Source organism: Kitasatospora paranensis (assembly GCF_039544005.1).
GTDB lineage: Bacteria > Actinomycetota > Actinomycetes > Streptomycetales > Streptomycetaceae > Kitasatospora > Kitasatospora paranensis.
In genome coordinates, this window is sequence record NZ_BAABKV010000001.1 from 40,476 (window position 1) to 57,933 (window position 17,458).

14 protein-coding genes and 3 pseudogenes are annotated in these 17,458 nt (G+C 71.9%); 9 read left to right on the forward strand and 8 right to left on the reverse strand.

Translation table 11 applies throughout. The features are described 5' to 3' along the window. Positions 1–38 precede the first annotated feature (38 nt). From ABEB13_RS00165 to ABEB13_RS00185, 5 genes and pseudogenes are all read right to left on the reverse strand, one after another. On the reverse strand, positions 39–977 hold the full coding sequence (locus tag ABEB13_RS00165; RefSeq protein ID WP_345703694.1) for a hypothetical protein: 939 nt from the start codon (positions 975–977) through the stop codon (positions 39–41). Positions 978–1,099: 122 nt separating this feature from the next. After that, positions 1,100–1,375, reverse strand: a complete 276-nt coding sequence (locus ABEB13_RS00170) for a hypothetical protein (protein ID WP_345709482.1) — start codon at positions 1,373–1,375, stop codon at positions 1,100–1,102. 54 nt (positions 1,376–1,429) lie between these two features. After that, a pseudogene (locus tag ABEB13_RS00175) lies at positions 1,430–1,723 on the reverse strand (hypothetical protein); the annotation flags it as partial. Positions 1,724–1,850: 127 nt separating this feature from the next. Next, positions 1,851–3,401, reverse strand: coding sequence for a Mu transposase C-terminal domain-containing protein (locus ABEB13_RS00180; RefSeq protein ID WP_380232069.1), 1,551 nt, complete (start codon positions 3,399–3,401; stop codon positions 1,851–1,853). A gap of 216 nt (positions 3,402–3,617) precedes the next feature. After that, positions 3,618–4,259, reverse strand: coding sequence for an AAA family ATPase (locus tag ABEB13_RS00185; protein ID WP_345703696.1), 642 nt, complete (start codon positions 4,257–4,259; stop codon positions 3,618–3,620). A 956-nt stretch (positions 4,260–5,215) separates the two neighbouring features. Between ABEB13_RS00185 and ABEB13_RS00190 the strand changes: the two genes are divergently transcribed. Both ABEB13_RS00190 and ABEB13_RS00195 read left to right on the forward strand, forming a co-directional pair. Beyond that, a complete protein-coding gene (locus ABEB13_RS00190; RefSeq protein WP_345703697.1) occupies positions 5,216–5,845 on the forward strand; it encodes a HEAT repeat domain-containing protein in 630 nt (209 codons plus the stop codon). Between the two features lie 45 nt (positions 5,846–5,890). Next, positions 5,891–6,619: a hypothetical protein gene (locus tag ABEB13_RS00195; RefSeq protein ID WP_345703698.1), complete on the forward strand. Its 729-nt coding sequence runs from the start codon at positions 5,891–5,893 to the stop codon at positions 6,617–6,619. A 60-nt stretch (positions 6,620–6,679) separates the two neighbouring features. Here ABEB13_RS00195 and ABEB13_RS00200 read toward each other — a convergent pair whose 3' ends face one another. From ABEB13_RS00200 to ABEB13_RS00210, 3 genes are all read right to left on the reverse strand, one after another. Further along, complete coding sequence (locus ABEB13_RS00200; RefSeq protein ID WP_345703699.1) at positions 6,680–6,988, reverse strand: DciA family protein; 309 nt, start codon at positions 6,986–6,988, stop codon at positions 6,680–6,682. Between the two features lie 117 nt (positions 6,989–7,105). Next, positions 7,106–7,402, reverse strand: a complete 297-nt coding sequence (locus ABEB13_RS00205; protein WP_345703700.1) for a hypothetical protein — start codon at positions 7,400–7,402, stop codon at positions 7,106–7,108. Between the two features lie 819 nt (positions 7,403–8,221). After that, positions 8,222–8,812 (reverse strand): hypothetical protein, encoded by a 591-nt coding sequence (locus ABEB13_RS00210; RefSeq protein ID WP_345703701.1) that lies wholly within the window; start codon positions 8,810–8,812, stop codon positions 8,222–8,224. Positions 8,813–10,042: 1,230 nt separating this feature from the next. On the opposite strand from ABEB13_RS00210, the gene ABEB13_RS00215 reads away from it, so the two are divergent. The 7 genes and pseudogenes from ABEB13_RS00215 to ABEB13_RS00245 all read left to right on the forward strand — a co-directional run bounded on the left by ABEB13_RS00215 (position 10,043) and on the right by ABEB13_RS00245 (position 16,710). Next, positions 10,043–11,227: a PP2C family protein-serine/threonine phosphatase gene (locus ABEB13_RS00215; RefSeq protein WP_345709483.1), complete on the forward strand. Its 1,185-nt coding sequence runs from the start codon at positions 10,043–10,045 to the stop codon at positions 11,225–11,227. 243 nt (positions 11,228–11,470) lie between these two features. Continuing rightward, positions 11,471–13,080 (forward strand): annotated as a pseudogene (locus tag ABEB13_RS00220) (PP2C family protein-serine/threonine phosphatase). Between the two features lie 158 nt (positions 13,081–13,238). Then, positions 13,239–14,247, forward strand: a pseudogene (locus ABEB13_RS00225) (cobalamin B12-binding domain-containing protein). After that, positions 14,244–14,654: an STAS domain-containing protein gene (locus ABEB13_RS00230; protein ID WP_345703702.1), complete on the forward strand. Its 411-nt coding sequence runs from the start codon at positions 14,244–14,246 to the stop codon at positions 14,652–14,654. The pseudogene ABEB13_RS00225 and the gene ABEB13_RS00230 overlap by 4 nt, the downstream one beginning before the upstream one ends. Before the next feature lie 49 nt (positions 14,655–14,703). After that, complete coding sequence (locus tag ABEB13_RS00235) at positions 14,704–15,207, forward strand: MarR family winged helix-turn-helix transcriptional regulator (RefSeq protein WP_345703703.1); 504 nt, start codon at positions 14,704–14,706, stop codon at positions 15,205–15,207. Positions 15,208–15,876: 669 nt separating this feature from the next. Next, a complete protein-coding gene (locus ABEB13_RS00240; RefSeq protein ID WP_345703704.1) occupies positions 15,877–16,110 on the forward strand; it encodes a WhiB family transcriptional regulator in 234 nt (77 codons plus the stop codon). Between the two features lie 21 nt (positions 16,111–16,131). After that, entirely contained in the window at positions 16,132–16,710 is a 579-nt protein-coding gene (locus ABEB13_RS00245) for an NUDIX domain-containing protein (RefSeq protein ID WP_345703705.1), read from the forward strand. Positions 16,711–17,458: the final 748 nt, after the last annotated feature.

Here is a 17,458-nt window from a genome sequence, read left to right on the forward strand (position 1 = left end):
GGCACGAACGCGAAGTCCGCAGGTGGTGGCCATGGCGCTCAGGCGGTCCGCGCGAATCCCGGCGAACAGCCGCGCGCCGGGCCCGGCGTCCTCCAGGTGGCGGTAGTGCGCTGCGGCCAACAGGTGGGGGCGCAGCCGGGCCGGGATACGGAAGGTCTCCCGCGTCCCGTGGCGGCTGACGGGTCCCGGGCCGGGCGAGGCTGCCATCGGCAGCGCCAGTGCGTCGCCGCGGGGGTGAGGTCCTGCAGGCGTGCGCCGCGCAGAAGATGTGGCGAGGCGCCGGTGGTCCAGGCCGCGGTGAGTGCCGCGGCGTAGAGCGGGTGGGGGATGTGACGGCGGATCCTCTCCAGGACCACGGCCGGGGGCAGGGCTGCGACGGGCGTGTCCCAGCCCGGGATCAGGATCCGGGCGCGGGGCGGCCTGCCCGGGCAACGGCATGCGCGGACGAAGGGTGTGTGGAATGCCTCGCGAGCGGCGTGGAGGGTGTCGACGACACGGTGGTTAACGCTGTTGAGCAGGCGCTCCAGGTCTCGCCCTAGGGCTGGGGCATGCCAGACGACGGTGAGGGCGGCGCCGGTGGCGGCGTGCAGGTCCAGCAGGTAGTGCAGGCGGAGGCGGGGTAGGTGCGAGCGCAGAACGATCACGTGACGGATGCCCTCGGCCCACATCCATGCACGTACTGCACGCTCTGCCGCTGCCTCCTGCGCCAGACCCTGCGTCCTCAGGTTGACCACCGACCTGCCGAGGGCGGTGAGGTGGTCGTGGAGAAGGACATCGGTTCGAGCCGTGCCCACGGTGGGGTGGATGGTGATGCATCCGGCCCGGGGTCGGGAGGCGGCGAGGGCCGCGGCGGTGAAGCGGGCGTCGTCGCCGCGGTCCAGGACCACCGTCACCGGTGGCAGAGCGCGCCGCTTCGACGCCGGCAGGACCAGGGCAGGGTCCACCAGCAGGTCGATGGGCAGGTCGCGCGCCGTCATCGCGACTGGTCCGGTCGGTGGCAGGCATCGCTCGCACGCAGGCTCGTCCACAGTTTCCGGCGTGCTGACACCCGCGGGGCTTCTTGGGCCGGCGGCGCCGCGCACGGGAGGCGGGTGGTGGCTCACAGCCGACTGAAGGCCCAGCCGAGCACCTCGCTGTCCACCCGCTCCCGGCCGGTGCGCTCCAGGCCGAGGCGCACGTGCGCGGTCAGCTGGGCCCAGGCTCGGAAGTTGCCGTGCGCGGCGTGCTGGTCGGCGGAGGCGATGGCGGCCGGGTCGGCGTCGGCCCACACCGGGTGGAACAGCGGGATGACGGCCTGGACTTCCTCGGGCGTGAGGCGGGTGAAGTGCTGCCAGATGAAGATGCGGGAGGAGAGCATCGGTTCGCGGCGCAGCACCTGGTGGCAGCCCTCGCCGCCGACGAAGATGATGGCGAGCTGGGTGTAGGGGTCGTCCCACAGGTAGCGGAAGTACTCGAAGGTCTCGCCGCTGAGCCACTGGGCCTCGTCGACGACGAGGGTTCGGGGGTGAGGGCGAGGGCTTGGCGCAGCAGGGCGTCGAACTCGCTGGGGCCGCGGGGCGGGGTTCCGGGCAGGTCGAGAGCGGCGAAGAGTTCGTGGCGGGCGGCGCGTGGGGTGGGGCGTACGCGGAAGGTGATGCGGCGGACGTCCTGGGCGGGGTCGAGGTCGCGCAGGCAGGTGTTGACGGCCAGGGTTTTGCCGAAGCCGGCGCCGCCGTGGACGCACATCATTGCGCGGGCGTTGATGGTGTCGGCGAGGTTGTCGCGGGCGGCGAGCAGGGCGCGGGTGGTGACGACCTGGGCGCCGGGCAGGCGCAGGTACTGGTCGCTGGCCTGGGGTGGCAGGAGTCCGGTCACGGGGTCTTCTTTCCGGTCGGGTCGGCGGCGGGGCTGGCGGTGAGTAGGCCGGGCGGGGTGTTCCAGTGCGCGGGTGGGGCGGTGGGTGGGATGAGGTCGGGTCGGGCGAGGGCAGTCAGGTCGGTGTGGGTGGAGGCGGCCAGTTCGCGGCCGGCCTCGGCGGCGGTCAGCGGGTCGATCGGTCGGGGCGCCGAGGGCTCGGTGGTGGCGCCATGACGCTCGTTGCGGGCGCGCTGGGCGTTCTCGAGGTCCTTAGCAAGGCGGCGGGTACGGGCGGCGCGGGCGCGGCGCACTGCCGCGATCTGCTCGCGGGTGGCTTCGTCGGCGAGGTGGGCGGTGGTCAGGTGGCGGCCGGTAGTGGGGTCGAAGAGTTCGATCTCGTGCCGGTGGTGGGGCATGTACCGCACGCTCACCCTGGTTCCGGCGCGGCCGGTCATCCACGGGGAGACGTAGAAGCGGCCCTTGAACTTCACCCCGCGGGTGGTGACCAGGCGGGACCCGGCCCGATCGTCCTCGAGGGTAAAGGACCACAGATCGGCTGGCGGGATGTCCCGTATCGGTGTGGGGTCCTCCTGCCACGCCTCAAGCGGGGTCCTGCCGCGCAGCGGGGCCGGGCGGTGTTCGGTGTTCCACCAGGTCACCCAGGTGAGCAGGCCCGCGGTGAACTCCTCGAACGACAGCAGAGCGCTTCGGTCGACCGGCTGCGGTCGGCGTCCCGGGCGGGGCTGGTGGGCGTAGCCGGGCAGCGCGGCCAGGTGCATCCGTTCCACCGAGCGGTTCAGCCCCTCCACCGTGCCCTTCAGGTGGGGCGTGTAGGCGGGCAGGGGCTCGACGGTGACGGCCAGGGCGCCGAACGCCGCCGTCACCGTACGGGAGAGGAAGTCCTTGCCTCGGTCGATCCGCACCTTCTCCGGCAGGCCACCCACCGGCCCGTAAGGGCTGGTGCGCAGCACCGCCGAACGCAGGGCCACGAGGACCGACTCACGGGAGGGATAGCCCGGGGTGACCGCCACGCCCGCGATCGCGTCCGTCGCGCAGTCGACGAACCAGGTGATCCATGGCCTGCGCTCCTGTCCGTCCACGAGCACGAGAACGGGGGCCTGCACGTGGTCCGCTTCCCACACCTGATTGCGGTGCCCGCGAGGCCGGGTCAGGAACACATCGTGCTTGCGGGCCGCGCGCTCCCCCGCCGTCAGCCCCGCCCGCTCCCCCGCGCTCAGGTCCCGCTGGATCGCCCGGTGCAGGGTCGGCAGCGACGGGGGTGCGGCGGGAGGCTGCTGTCGGGCGGCCCTGGCGGCGAGCTCGCGGTGCACCGCGGCGACATTGCCTTTCCAGAGGGCCAGCAGGTGGCGGACCTCTGGCGTGATGGTGAACCGGGTGCTGCTCTGGGCACGGGAGCCGGGTTCACGGGCCGCGGCCGGATCCCGTCCGGCGGCGGCCAGCCACCGCCACACCGTGCGCTCCGTCACCTCCAGGCACTGCGCGACCGTCCGAACCTGCCCCGTCGTCAGGGCGCCCTCCTCCCGCAGCGCCAGCAGGCGGCGCAGTGCCGGCCCGCGCAACGCGGCCAGAGATGCCTCTGGCAGGACGGCATCGGCCGGCCAGTCGGCGGCGACGGTGTCCTCGGGTACAGGTACGGGCTCTGGTGGATCGATCATGTTCTCCTGCCTTCCTCGGGCCGTTGGCACCACCGCGCGGTGGCCATCCGGCGTTCCGGTGCCGGCCAGCTGTCGCTGCCGGTTTCGTCACGGGGGCGGCGGCCGTCACACCGGTCCGGTGAGGCGGGCGCAGACTCTCTCCAGGAGCGGGCGGTCGACCACCGCGCGGGCCTGGCCGTAGACCTCCGCAGTCAGATGCGAGGTGACCTTCGCCCAGGTCCGGAAATTGCCGTGCCCGACGTGCTCCTCCACCCACGCCATGTCCACGGGTGCCACCTGTCCCCACAGCGGGTGGAACGCCTCCATCACCGGCCTGACCGCGGCCTGGCCCAGGCGCGGCACCAGCTCCCAGGTCAGCACCCGTGATGCCAGCGCCGGCACCCTGCGCAGGGCGCGCTCGGCCCCCGCGCCAGCGAGGAGCAGCGCGACGTCCGTGTCCGGGTGGTCCCACAACTGCCGCAGGAACTCCAGCGCCGGAACAGGCAGACGCTGCGCCTCGTCCAGGACCAGGACCCTGGGCTGGCGCAGCGCGTCCAGGAGCATCAGGTCCGCCGCGCCGGTGGCGTGCGGCAGCCGTTTCAGCTCCAGGGCGTCGGCCAGCACCCGGCGCAGTTCCGGCACCGATGGGTGCACCCCGACATGGACCCGGCGGACCCGGACCGGTTCCGGCAGCTGGGACAGGGCGTACTGCAGGGCCACCGTCTTGCCGTGGCCGGCATCCCCGTACAGGCACGCCACCGCACCCACCGCCGTAGCGTGCGCGACGCACTGCACCACCGAGGCGACCGAGGGGTGGCAACGACCCGCGCGCCGGGCACCAGAACCGGCACCTTGGCCAGGCGGGTCTGCTCGCGCAGGAACACCCGACCGCCCAGACCCGCGCCGCTGACCGTGCCCAGGCCCAACTCGCTCAGCGGATCCGGGCGCAGCGGCTCGGCAAGACTCGGTTCCCGCTCGACGACCAGCAACCGCCCCGCCAGGCGGTCACGGCGCACCACCCGGTGCAACGTTCCCAAAGTCGGCACGGCGGTGCTCGAGCCGGCGGCGGCAGCGAGCATACGGCGCCGCAGTTCCGCGACGTTCCCGCCCACTTCCGCCAGCAGTGCCCATGTCTCGTCCGGCATTGCGTAGCCCTGGCGCGCAGGCTTCCTGACGACCTCACCAGTTGCCTTCGCTTCCGCCAGCCACCGCCACACCGTGCGCACCGACACACCCACCGTGTCAGCCACCGCCCGCACATGCAACGACGTCAACTCCCCGGCCACCTGCCGCTCCACCAGACGCCGTACCACCAACGCACGCGGCAGCACCCGCCCCGAACGTCCACCGGCGCCGTCATCTCCCATACCGGGGATCAAACCCGCACACCACCAGCACCGGCATCAGATCTGTCGAACCCATGACAGCACTACCGGCGGTGCGATAAAGCCCCACGACAGCAAACCCAACCGCCAACCTCTCGCCACGTGACAGTCAGCCCGCCAGCCGCTCACCCACACCAAAGACACCTTGACCAGCAGAAGCCTGGCCCTCATGCCCTACAGCACAACCGACTCTCATCACCACTGACACCACGCTGAGAAATCGCATGCCACTCGATCCTGATCAGTGGCAGGGGCTTCCGGCGCCGTGGAGCCGCGAACTGCCGTGTCAGCGCGGGGGCCTACCGTTGCCGGCATGGAACCGACCGGACGGGATTCGAGATGGCACTGACCTTGGACGAAGCCGTGGCGCAGCTCGGCCACCGGCTTTCCCCCAAGCGGCGTTCAGCTGCTGCACGCCTGCGCCGGCTTGCCGATCCCGCTGCGGGTCCGTCGCTGCTGGACGCCCTCCAGCGGGAGGTCCGCGACACCCGTACATGGGAAACCCAATACCAGATGGTCATGGCCCTCGGGGCATGTGGCCACCGGCCTGCCCTCGGTCTGATCCGGGAACTCGCCCAGCGCCCCTTCGAGGCGACCATGGTGTACGTCGCGCTCGGCGATGCCATCATCCGGCTGAGCACTCCACAGGACACGGCCCATCCCCTGCGATGGTGCCTGGAGGCCGGTACCCCGATGCTTGCCGACGGTGCCCTGCGCGCCGTCGCCATGCAGCGACTCCCCCTGGACACGGCCACGATCGACTACGTCCTCGACTTCCTCGACCCTCTGGCCCCCCACGACGGCGCCCGGTTCCGGGCCGCTGCCGCCGCAGCGGGATGGACCGGTTCCCGGGTCGGGGAGTTCCTCCAGGGATGCGCCGCCGGCCCCGGGCCGACGTGGCCGGCGCAGCCGCCTCGTCCCTGCAGGGCAAGTACCAGACCTACTCCGTCTTGTAGAGACCCGCCCTGAAGGAAATTCAGCGGTCGAGATCGCTTGTCGAACGGTCAGGATCACATGTCGCAGGACAAGGACCAGGCGCTGCGCCGCGAACGCGAGCTCGCCGAGCAGGAAGCCGAACGGCAGTACCAGGCCGCGCAGGCCGCCGAACTCGCCGTCGCCAGGAGCTGGTGGACCCGCCTCACCCCGGCCCAGCGGGAGGGACTGGCCGCCGCGGTGAACCGGCAGGCCTGGAAGGAGATGACCGCCCGGGCCGGGACCGCACTCGGCGAGATCGCGCCGCAGTTCGCCTACGGCTGGCCCGCCCGGACCGCCGGCAGCCGGCGCGGCATCTACGGCATCGTCCGGCCCTGCCCCGCGCTCGTCGCCCACTGCCCCAGCTGCTCACCATGCGGGTCTTCGCACGAAACGCCCGGGAAGCGCGCGAGCTGGCCGCGGCCAGCCTCGACCCCGCACGCATCACCCACGTCGACCTCGCCGACCACGAGCAGGACACCCTCTGCTGACCCGTCCGCACCGGCCCGCAGCGGCCGGGCGGGCCTCGCCCCCAAAGCCGGACGCCGCGCCGCACCCGAGGACGGTCGGATGGTGGGCTACTCGTGGGCCGTGGTCAACGGCAACCGCGAAGGTCGCTCGCACGACAGCCGGGGAAAGAGCGCCGACGACGACCGGAGCGGGATCCGGGCCGTGGTCGAGGCGATCGTCCGGGCCTTCGACGAACGAGGGGATGCGCCGGCCGGCGGCGGCCGTCCGTCACCCGACTCGGGCCGGGGGCGGCGCGGGTGACCGCGTTCTGAATGCCGGGTGGGCCGGGACGGCTCGCCGTCCCGGCCCACCCTGGGTGTCTCACCGCGCCCGGCACCGGTGGTATTGCGCCCCGGTGCCCGGCGGCACGCCGGGCACCGGGGCCTGCTGCCAGGGGTCGGCGGCCAGCGCCGCGACCACAGCTCCGGACGGCAGCCTGCGGCCGGCCACGGCCAGCAACTGCGGTGCCAGGACAGCGGCCTGCAGTCGCCAGGCCGCGGAGCGGCAGGCGACCTGCAGCACGTCGTGCTCATCGATGCCGAACGGCCGGACATTGCGCGCCACCTCCACCCCCACGGCGCCTGTCCACCACGACAGGTCACCGAAGCACCCGGGTCGCTTCAGGGACATCGCAGGTCCTCTCTCACCGGGCGCCCATCGTGGCGCCTGTGGCCGGACAACGCCGCACTCCCGGTCGGCGTCGCGGGCGCCGGTATCGCGGCGAGCCGATGCCCGGCCGGACGGGATTCAGCGCAGAACGGCAGTGCGGGAAGCCAGGGCCGCCCGCAGCCGACCGCGCAACCGCGGCAACGGATCCCGCGATCCCAGGAGGGCGAGGAACTCCGCGGTGTCCCAAGTGGTGAGCGACCCCGTCCGAGCCTGGTACCAGCCAAGACGCTCAATGCGGTAGACGTCGTCGTAGTCCAGGAGCAGGTAGCCGGCGAGCTGGTGGATGTCCCTCCCCGGAAGCTTGTCCGGGGAGGTCGTCGCCTTGACGTCGACGAGAGTGCGGTAGGCGATCCAATCGGCGTCCGCGCCTCCCACATCGGCGCTGCCGCGAAAGTCGGAGCGAGGACGACCTGGTCGGGTGCAGTCGCCGCGCGCAGCGCCTCCAGGCCCCCGTGGCAGGCCCGTTCCACCATCGCAGCGATGTCCCGCACCTCATGGTCGGGCACGGCCCGCATCAAGGTCTCCAGGGTGAGAGAACCGTCGGCCTCGGCCAGCGGCATGGCGGGCCAGACCCTTCCGGTGCGGAAGACCTCCTCGAACAGTGCCGCGGCCCAGGCGAGGCGCGCGAGGCGATCCTCCGTCTCGGACGCCCGGGCGACGGGCAGTACGCGGCCGTCGAGCCGCTCGCGAGCAATGAGGTCGTCGATCGTGTCGAGCAGTTCAGCGCCGACCAGCCTCAAGACGGGGGCGTATTCGGCCGAGATCGCAATCCCCGCCTCCACCGAGCGGCCGCGCGGCTGAACCGAGCGCAGCGACCAGCGCAGGCGACGGTCGATCGCCGCGCCGATGGTGCCCCACCGCGGCGCGCTCCCGACTGGCGGCGCGGGCCGCTGGGCCGGAAGACGGGGGGACAGAGCCGCCCGGTAAGAGGCCCGCAGCGCGCGGAGGGCAGGGAACTCGTCGTCGAAGAAGGCCCGCAGGGCGGAGCTCTTGTCGTCGAGAAGGCCGGTCGGGTTCACGGTGGTTCCTCGTTCGAACGGCGGTCGGTGACGGATCCGGTTCTCGGTTCACAACAACAGGGTGTGTATCAACCCGGCAGAGGGGTTTCAGGGCGCGGGCCGGGGCCCGGCCCGCGAGGGAACGTCGGCGCCGCCACAGCGGACGCCGCCCCGAGGCGCTGCAGGCCGGCCGCTGTCACCCTCCGAACTCCTCGGCCTCCCCGACGGCCGGCCCCTGTGCGTCGAGCTTGAGCAGGCGCGAGGCGATAGCCCCCTCGTAGCGGCCGAACTCCTCGGCGAGTTCGGCCAATGACACCCCGTTGGCGCAGCGGTCGAGGAGGTCCGCGTCCTCCTCCGCCGTCCAGCGCTTGTAGGCGTTGGGGTGTTCGCGGCGCTTCTCCTCCACCGTGTAGGCCTTGGGAGGCTCGGGCAGGGCGGGGCGGGGAGCCGGTACCAGGTCGTCGGGGCGGGCGGCCAGGCGAAGGGAGTGAAGCTTCCAGCGGACCGAGTTCTCGGAGCGTCCGAGGTGCTGCGCAATGTCGGCCGGATCGCTGCCCTCACCGTGGAGGGCAGCCAGGCGGTCCTCCTCCTCGCCACTCCACAGTTCCCCGGTGCGAGGAGGCCGGTGGGGTGTCCGCGGACCCGTTGCGGTCACCCTGTCGCCTGTGCCGCCCGGACCTGCGGCAGCTGTCAGCAGGCGAGCGATCAGCGGGAGGTCAGCGGTGACGACGTCGCCCCGCAGTTCCGCAACGACCTCCCCGTCCGTGTCGCAGCCGATGATGCTCACCCGTCCTCGCCCCGGAGATTCCGAGTCGTACGAGAGCTCGTAACGGCGAGCTCCGTCAGTGGTCTGGGCGGTGATGGTCCGCCGCGTCGTCTCCGCGACGATCCACTGCGCCATCGGCCGGGGAGGCTCCCCCAGCAGCGGACCGGCAGCCACCCCGCCCGGTCCTGCGCCAGCATTCGAAGGCATTGTTCCTGCGAGTCCTTTCCAATCGGTGCAGAGGGACTGGCCCGCCGAAGCGACGCGTGCCCCGCGGGTCACGTCAAGCTGCCCCCGCACACACAGCAGAGATGATTGGCCATCAAAAAACTTGTACAGAAGGACTGTTAGCCATGAGGCGGCTTCCTTCTGGGTTCGAACCGTAGCAGCGGGCGCGAGACAACAGGGCGGGAACCAAACCAACCCGGAAACACACGCTCGCCACTGTCACAAGCACGCGCTAGCCTCGAGCCGCCGGCTCCCTTGTCCATGGCATCCGGCCGCGAAATAACTGCCCGGGACAGGCGGGTACCTGGCCAGTACCGAACCGCACGCCCGCAAGCCGGCATGCCCCGGCTCGTCCGGGGTGCACGGAGTGACGGCCGCATCCGGGCCGGCCCCGCCGGCGGCGTGGAGCGCGGGAACGGCCGGCCACCGAAACCGATCGGCCCGGCTCACACCGGCCGGCCCTGAGCCGGAAAAAATCGCTCCCGGACAGCGCGCGGCTCGCCGGGCACGGCGTGGAGTGGCGTGCGTGGTGCCGTGGGATTCCCGGGACGCCCACGCGGATCCCGGGCATCGACGAGGTCGGCGGTTCCGGGCCGGTCGGGCCGCCCTCGTGGACGAAGGCCCGACCGGGACAGCAACCCTCCGGACTCGATGGCGGGGCCGGACGTTCCCGCCGGACTCACCGAAACGAGCCGACCGCGGGCCCCGACCCCCCGGCCCCCCGCCCCCGGCCCCCGGCCCCGCTGCAGAGCCCGGAGTTCACAGTCTCCCGGCCCTGCGCGGCGTCCGTTCCGGCAGCGACGGCTCCGTCCGCGCCCGCTGCTCATCGGTCGGCGTTGCGCATCGGCCAACGATCGGATGATTCGCGGGAAGTGGCCCGGCGCACGTGGGTCGGCCGGGCGCGGGGCCTCGCGCATGTGACACTCCCGGATGGGATTTCGTGCCGTTCGGCCGGTCGGCCGGTCGGCTGGTCGATGTCGCAGTCGTTTTGATGGAGATTCGCGGAAGAAGGCGGTTGTGGTGTCCATGGACAGACCTCGTTCGGTCGAGCGGTCTCTGCGCGAGGCCGCGCCCCACGAGATTTTCGACGTGGTCCGCTCCGCGATCGTGCGCCGCCATCGTGCCTCGGCGGTGGACCTGCTGCTGGTCGACTACGCCATGACGAGGTTGCAGCCCGTCGGGGTGCTGCCGCACACCCGTCCGCCGGTATCGGTGAACGACAGTGCTCCGGGCCGTGCGTTCGGCGCCCAGGAACCGCATTGCGTGCATGACCGATCGGCGTCCGAGGTGACGGTGTACCTGCCGGTCAGTGTCCGGGGCGACCGGCTGGGTGTCCTCGGCGTCACCCTGCCGGGGGACGGCGAGCCGGCCGCCGCCGTGCTGGCGGACCTGCAGGAGTGCGCCGACGCGCTGGCGCACGAGGTGGTGGTCGCGGAGCGGGACACGGATCTCTTCCTGCAGGCGCGTCGGGCGGAGCGGCTGACACTGGCCGCCGAGATGCAGTGGCAGTTGCTGCCCGGGCGCTCCTGTTCCCGGCCGGAGTACAGCCTGGGCGCCCAGTTGGAGCCCGCCTACGCGATCTTCGGTGACTGCTTCGACTGGTCGGCGTCGGCCGACGACCTGTATGTGACCGTGAGCAACGGCATGGGCGAGGGCATCGACGCCGCGTTGCTGACGAACCTCGCCATCAACGCCCTGCGCAATGCCCGCCGCGCCGGCCTGAGCCTGAGCGATCAGGCCTATCTCGCCGATCAGGCCGTGTACGGACAGCACGGGGGAAGCCAGTACGTGTCGGCACTGTTGTTCCGTTTCCATCTTCCGACCGGACAGGTGGAGATTGTCGATGCCGGCTCCCCGAAGGTCTGGCGTGTGCGCAGCGGGGTGATCGAGCCGATCGAGCTGGAGGCGCAGATGCCCCTGGGCATGTACGAGGACACTTCCTACCTGCCGCAGCACTTGCGGGTCGAACCCGGAGACCGCCTGCTCTTCATCAGCGACGGCGTCTTCGACGCGCTGTCGCCGGGCGGTGAGAAGTACAGCCTCCGCGCGCTGGCCGCCTCGATCAGCGGCACCCGTCTCCTGCCCGCCTCGCAGGTGCCGAGAGTGATGCTGCAGGAGCTGACGGGCCACCGCGGGTCCGGCCCGGCGGCGGACGACTCCCTGGTGATGTGCCTGGACTGGCACGGCCCCACCGCCGACCGCGACCGCTGACCTCGAAATCACCCGGGGGTGGTCCTCATGTGGAGAAACGGCAGCTCCTTTGCGAGAAGCCCGCACGGGGCAGGGAGCAGGTTGCCAATCAGGGGCAGCACCGGAGATGGTTGCCTCCAGGCAAACATCTAGGTGATGAGGTGAGGGATTCGCCCAGCGAATCCTCGATATTTGGTTTCCACTCAAGCGCGCACTCCTTCGGACGCGGGACCGGACCTCGACTGGGTGGGGGCCCCGTACCCGGTGCTGGTCGCCGATGCCCGGGGCGCTGTGGTGCACTGCAATGACGCCGCAGGTCTTCTCCTGCCCGCCGCGGCGCCCGGGGCACCTCTGGCGGACGTGGCCCCGGCCTGGCTCTGTGCCGCGCACGCCGCGCTGGGCTCCCCCGGTCCGCACGCCGCGCCGGGCTCCCCCGGTCCGCACGCGGCCCCGGACACCGAAGAGCCGCCGCGCGGAGGCATCGGCGGACGGCGTTTCCGGGCGCACCCCAGTGTGCGGGGCGACGGCCGGGTGGCGTGGTGGCTGGTGGACGACACCGACCACCAGCTCGTGCGGGAGGCTCTGCGCATGGAGCAGGAGCGGGCCGCGTTCCTCGCGAAGGCGTCCAGTGTCCTGCTCTCCTCCCTCAACCTGGGACGCTGCATGGACGTGGCCGCGCAGATGGCCGCCGAAAGCCTCGCGGACGCCGCGCTGGCCGTCGCGGCGGTTCCCGGGCGCCGGATGCCGGTGGTGACCTGCCTGCGCGGCGGCACTCCCACCCAGTCCACCGTGACGGTGGACCCCGACGACGTACCGGGTCTGGGCGAGGCGCTGCGCGGATTCCCGCCGGTGCCCTCGCGGTGGATCGACCCGTCCACGGCTCCCGAGTGGATGCTGCCCCAGGGGCTGGGGCCGGTCGGCTCGATCGTGATCACCCCGCTGCCCGGGCACGGTGTGCCGGCCGGAGCGCTCATCCTGCTGCGCAAGGCGGAAACCGCAACCTTCAGCGACGAGGAGGAGGTCTTCTGCCGGCTGTTCGCCGCCCGTGCCGGGGCCGCGATGTCGGCCGCCCGCCTGTACGCGGAGCAGAGCGCGATCACCGACGTGCTGATGCGTGAGCTCATGCCGCCGGTCCTGCACCAGATCTCCGGGGTGGACTTCGCCGGCCGCTACCGGCCGTCCGCGGACCACGAACGCATCGGGGGCGACTTCTACGACGTGCACCCCGCGGCCGTCGAGGGCGAGGCCTCCCTGGTCTCCCTCGGGGACGTGTGCGGCAAGGGCCTGGAAGCCGCCGTACTGACGGGCAAGATCCGTAACACCCTGCACGCCCTGCTGCCCCTGTCCGGCGACCACCAGCGGATGCTCAACCTGCTGAACACGGCGCTGCTCAGCTCCCACCACACCCGCTTCGCCACCATGGTCCTGGCCTCCGCCGTACGACGCGGGAACATGGTGGACCTCACTCTCACCAGCGGCGGCCACCCCAGCCCGCTGATCATCCGCGCGAACGGCACCGTCGAGGAAGCCGACACCCACGGCACCCTGATCGGAGCCATCCCGAACATCTCCGCCACCACCGCCGCCGTCTCCCTGGCGCCCGGCGAGTCGTGCGTCCTCTACACCGACGGCATCACCGAAGCCAAGGGCGGGCCGCTGGGCGGCGATCTGTTCGGTGAGGAACGCCTCAAGCGCGCCCTGTCCGGATGCGCGGGCATGCCCGCCGAGGGGATCGCGGAACACGTACAGATGCTGGCCGCCCAATGGCTCGGCAACCGTCCCCACGACGACATGGCCGTCGTCGTGATCTCCGCCCCCGCACCCACCACCTCAGCGCGGTGAACGGACACACCCGAGGCAGGTTCACCGCATGAGCACGTCCTCCCCGCCCCGTCCTCCCCACGCCGGCCACGCGAAAGAGCCCGCCGAGCAGGTGCGGCACCCCGGCCACGCGAAAGAGCCCGCCGAGCAGGTGCGGCACCCCGGCCACGCGAAAGAGCCCGCCGAGCAGGTGTGGCACGCCGTCTCGGCCATGGACGAGTACGCGGCCACCGAACTCGTACTGCGCATGCTGGACGAGGGAACCGCCCCGGAGGACGTCCTGCTCGATGTGATCGCCGTGGTGCAGAGCCGCGTCGGTGAGGAATGGGCGGCCGACCGGATCAGCGTCGCCCAGGAACACGCGGCGACCGCCATCAACGACCGTGCCGTCACCGCGGTGAGCATGCACCCCACCGCCCGCACCACCGCCACCCGGGGCCGGATCACGGTGGCCTGCGTGGACGGCGAATGGCACGCCCTGCCGGCCCGCCTGCTCGCAGAGGTCCTGAAACTGCGGGGCTGGCACGTCGACTACCTGGGCGCCCAGGTACCCACCCCGCATCTCATCGCCCACCTCCACCACACCCGAGCGGACGCGGTCGCGCTCTCCGGCTCCATCGCCACCAGGCTGCCGACCGCGCACGCGGCGATCACCGCCTGCCAGGCCGTCGGGGTCCCCGTCATCGTCGGCGGTGCCGCCTTCGGCCCCCGGGGCCGGTACGCGCGACTGCTGGGCGCCGACGCCTGGGCACCGGAGGCCCGCGCCGCCGCCGACCACCTCGCCAGAAGTCCGCTGCCGCGACCGCAACCCGACCACCAGCAATTCGACGACCTGCCGCACCTGGCCGACCAGGAATACACCACGGTCGCCCGTCACAGCGCCACCCTCGTGGGGACCGTCCTCACCGCGTTGCAGGACACCGTCCCCGCCCTGCGCGCCCACAACGACGCCCAGCGTGAACGCACCGCAGAAGACCTCGCGCACATCGTGGAGTTCCTCGCCACCGCCCTCTACCTCGACGACGACGAACTCTTCACCCGGTTCATCACCTGGACCGCGCAGATCCTCGCGGCACGAGGCGTACCCCCACAGCCTGCCCCCCGCCCTGGATCTCCTCGCCCGTGAACTCCACGACTTCCCCCGGGCCACCCGCATCCTCAAGGCCGCCACGCACACCCTCACCACCGCCCACCCCACCGCCGCCGGGAACACCGCATGACCACACACCCCCGCCACCTGCAGCTGACCACGGTCGACACCCAGGACAGCATCCGCATGGAGCTCCACGGCGACCTCGACCACACCAGCGCCGACCTCCTCCTCGACGAGGTCACCGCGCAACTCGCGCGGCGGACCGCCCTGACCGACCTGCATCTGCACTGCGCGGACCTCGGCACGGTCGACCCCATGGGCCTGTCGGCCCTGCTGATGATCGGCCGCCGCACCACCGCGGCAGGCGTACGTCTGCACCTGGACGACAGACCTGCCAAGCTGGACCGGCTCCTGGACCTCACCGGAACCCGCGAACACCTCACTCATCCCCACCCCATCGGTGCCGCAAAAACCCCGGCGACCCAGGACAGCGCCCTACCGGCCCGCCCCACCGGACCGGACGGAACCACCTGAACCACTGCCGGCCCTCCACCTGGCACAAGCACCCACCGACGGGGAAACCGTGACCGCACCAGACGCCACCCCCCACACCTGGCACGAAGCAACCCGGTCCGCCAGCACCATCACCGAACTCCTCGACGTCATGTGGGAGCACGCCAGACACTCCACCACCGGCACCACCGCCCCCAGCTCCACCTCCCAGCTGCGCCTGATGTACGTCGTCGACCGCGAAAACGGCATACGGATGCGCACCGTATGCCAACGCCTCGCCTCCGCTCCCCCGACGGTGACCCGCATGTGCGACCGGCTGCAGGCCATCGGCTTCCTCCAACGACTGCCCTGCCCCGACGACGGCCGCGAGATCACCCTGCAACTCACCCGCGCCGGCAAAGAACACCTGCAACGCATCCGCGAACAACGCGACACCATGCTCCACCAGGCCATCAACAGCATGCCCCCCACCGAACGCCGTGCCCTGGCCACCGGACTCACAGCCCTCCGGACACACCTGGACACCACCCCCGGCGAGAGACACCAAACACCCCACAACCACTCCGCAGCCTGACCGACACCACCGCGACACCCCCACGGACGACAACCAGCCGACCACCCGGCCCGTACCACCCCCCAACAGCCACCCATGCCGTTCAACAGCCACCCGACATGACCACCACCCACCAACACCGGACAACACAGCCCGACCAACCACGCCGACCAGACCAGCCCGACCAACCACGCCGACCAGACCAGCAGAACACCACCCACACCCACACACCCAGAACCCCCCGGCTGCGCTCCACGATCAGCGCAGCCGAGCCGCGAGGGCTTCCTGGGACGGCTCGAGACCGGCGATCATCCCGAACGAGCCCGCGCCCGGCGGCCCGGGGCGACGCGTCGAGGCGGCCGTGGCGGCCGGACACCCCCTGCACACCGCTGTCGTCGGAGGCCCCCACTACCGGACTTCCCGATCCTCGCCGCGCCCGCCACGAGGACGACGGCCTGCCCCCTGCGCAGGCCCTCCAGCAACGTACGCAAGGCGCTCCCATGCCCGACGAACACGAAGCGGGCCGCGTTCGGACGCGTGGGGCAGCGGCGGGCGACCGGATGGCACAGACGATGCGCGAATGATGCAAGTGGAATCGGCCGTGACCGGCCAGTGATGCTTCCACCATTCCCATGAACGCTCCGCTCCCGGCCCCGCCCGTGGGCGGCACGCAGCGGAAGGCATCGATCCATGTGCGGCGACCCGAACCGGACCGGCAACCACCCCGTGCCGCACTCTCCCGGGAACAGCAACCCTCTCCCGCACTGGCGGCAGGCGGCCGCCTGCGTCTCCGAGGATCCGGAACTGTTCTTCCCCATCAGCAATGAGAGACCCGGGATCACACAGACCCGGCGCGCCAAAGCCGTCTGCGCCCACTGCCCGGTCATAGCGACATGCGCGGAAACAGCGATGACCACGGGCTAGGCCCACGGGGTGTGGGGCGGCATGGACGAACGGGAGAGGCGGCGGCAGCGGGCCGGGGAGGACGGCGGCCGGGAAACCGGCGGCCGCGGCACCCTGTCGCCCACCGTTGTCCGGGCCGCGCGGCAGGACGTGGCCGCGGCTGCAGTCCGGCTCCCCGGCGCCGCCGGATGGCTGGACGGAGCCGGGACCGCCGAGCACAGCGGTCCGTTGGTGGCCGAGGTCTGGGTCTTCGATGTCCGGGGCCGCAGGATCCTGCTGGAGGAACACCCGTGGCGTGGGCTTGTGCCGCCGGGCGGGAAGGTCGATGCCGGCGAGACGCCGCGCCGGGCGGCGGCCAGGGAGCTTCTCGAGGAGACGGGTCTGTCCGCCGTGCTGCTGAACAGGCCGGCGATGGCTTTCGTGCGGCGCTTCCGTGCGGACTCGGCGGCGACCACGCTCGGCCTGTCGTACGCGGCGGTCGTCGACCCGCGGCAGCCCCTGCGGTGCGAGCCCGGTCAGCCCGCCGCCTGGTTCGCTCTCGACAGCGCCTGGGCGTCCGCCTTTCCGGAGGACCGGGACCGCATGCGCCGCTTCTTCGGCTCCCTGGCGACGGCCCGGTGACGCGCCGCCGGATCGCTCTGACAGCGGGTCCTCCGTGGTGGCCGGGTCGCTGGATCGCTCATGGGGAGCGGTGGGTGGGGGTGAGTTCCTGATGGCTTGTGGGATGTGATGGAGCCGTCCGGCCGGCTGCTCGGGTGCGGCCGCACGGTGGTGGGACGGCGAACCTGGACGACGAGGCGGTGTTCGCCGCGGTCGTCCATGTGCTGACGACCGGTTGCGCGTGGTGTCGGCTGCCACCGTGCTTCGGCTGTCGAGGTCGACGGCTCTGCCACCGGAAGCAACTCATCTGTGCGGTCCGTTCACATGGTGCCGCGAAGCAGCACTCCCCAGGGGCACGCCCGGCACGTTCCAGGACAGCTCGTCGGACCCCTGCCCCTGAGCCGACAAGGACGCGCCGGCCACCCGGCCTCGAGGAGCGGCTTGCACCGCCCCCTTCGCCAACCCGCCCACCCACTCCCCCGCCTACTGACGCATCGCGGTGCCGGCCCGAGATCGGAGAGGATCTCGAAGCCCGACCGACAGCCCCCGGCCTGCGCCCCTGCCGAGGATCGCCGCTTCGGCTACTCGATGGCCTTGACGTGACCGATCGCCAGAACCGGCACGCTGCGCGCAGGAGCGCACCTAGCCGCCCTTGGCGAGAGTGGGGCGCCGCAGCGGATCGTGTTCATCCCTGCGTTGAACGCTTCCCGGGACATGGGCGGCACGGGCATCGCCTCCGCAGGGCCCCTCCGTACCGACGCCGACCGCA

Bases quoted from the DNA above. Each gene is read 5' to 3' on its own strand.
- ABEB13_RS00165 (WP_345703694.1), bottom strand. From the start codon at position 977: ATGACGGCGCGCGACCTGCCCATCGACCTGCTGGTGGACCCTGCCCTG.
- ABEB13_RS00190 (WP_345703697.1), top strand. From the start codon at position 5,216: ATGGCACTGACCTTGGACGAAGCCGTGGCGCAGCTCGGCCACCGGCTT.
- ABEB13_RS00195 (WP_345703698.1), top strand. From the start codon at position 5,891: ATGTCGCAGGACAAGGACCAGGCGCTGCGCCGCGAACGCGAGCTCGCC.
- ABEB13_RS00200 (WP_345703699.1), bottom strand. From the start codon at position 6,988: ATGTCCCTGAAGCGACCCGGGTGCTTCGGTGACCTGTCGTGGTGGACA.
- ABEB13_RS00215 (WP_345709483.1), top strand. From the start codon at position 10,043: ATGGACAGACCTCGTTCGGTCGAGCGGTCTCTGCGCGAGGCCGCGCCC.
- ABEB13_RS00230 (WP_345703702.1), top strand. From the start codon at position 14,244: ATGACCACACACCCCCGCCACCTGCAGCTGACCACGGTCGACACCCAG.
- ABEB13_RS00240 (WP_345703704.1), top strand. From the start codon at position 15,877: ATGTGCGGCGACCCGAACCGGACCGGCAACCACCCCGTGCCGCACTCT.
- ABEB13_RS00245 (WP_345703705.1), top strand. From the start codon at position 16,132: ATGGACGAACGGGAGAGGCGGCGGCAGCGGGCCGGGGAGGACGGCGGC.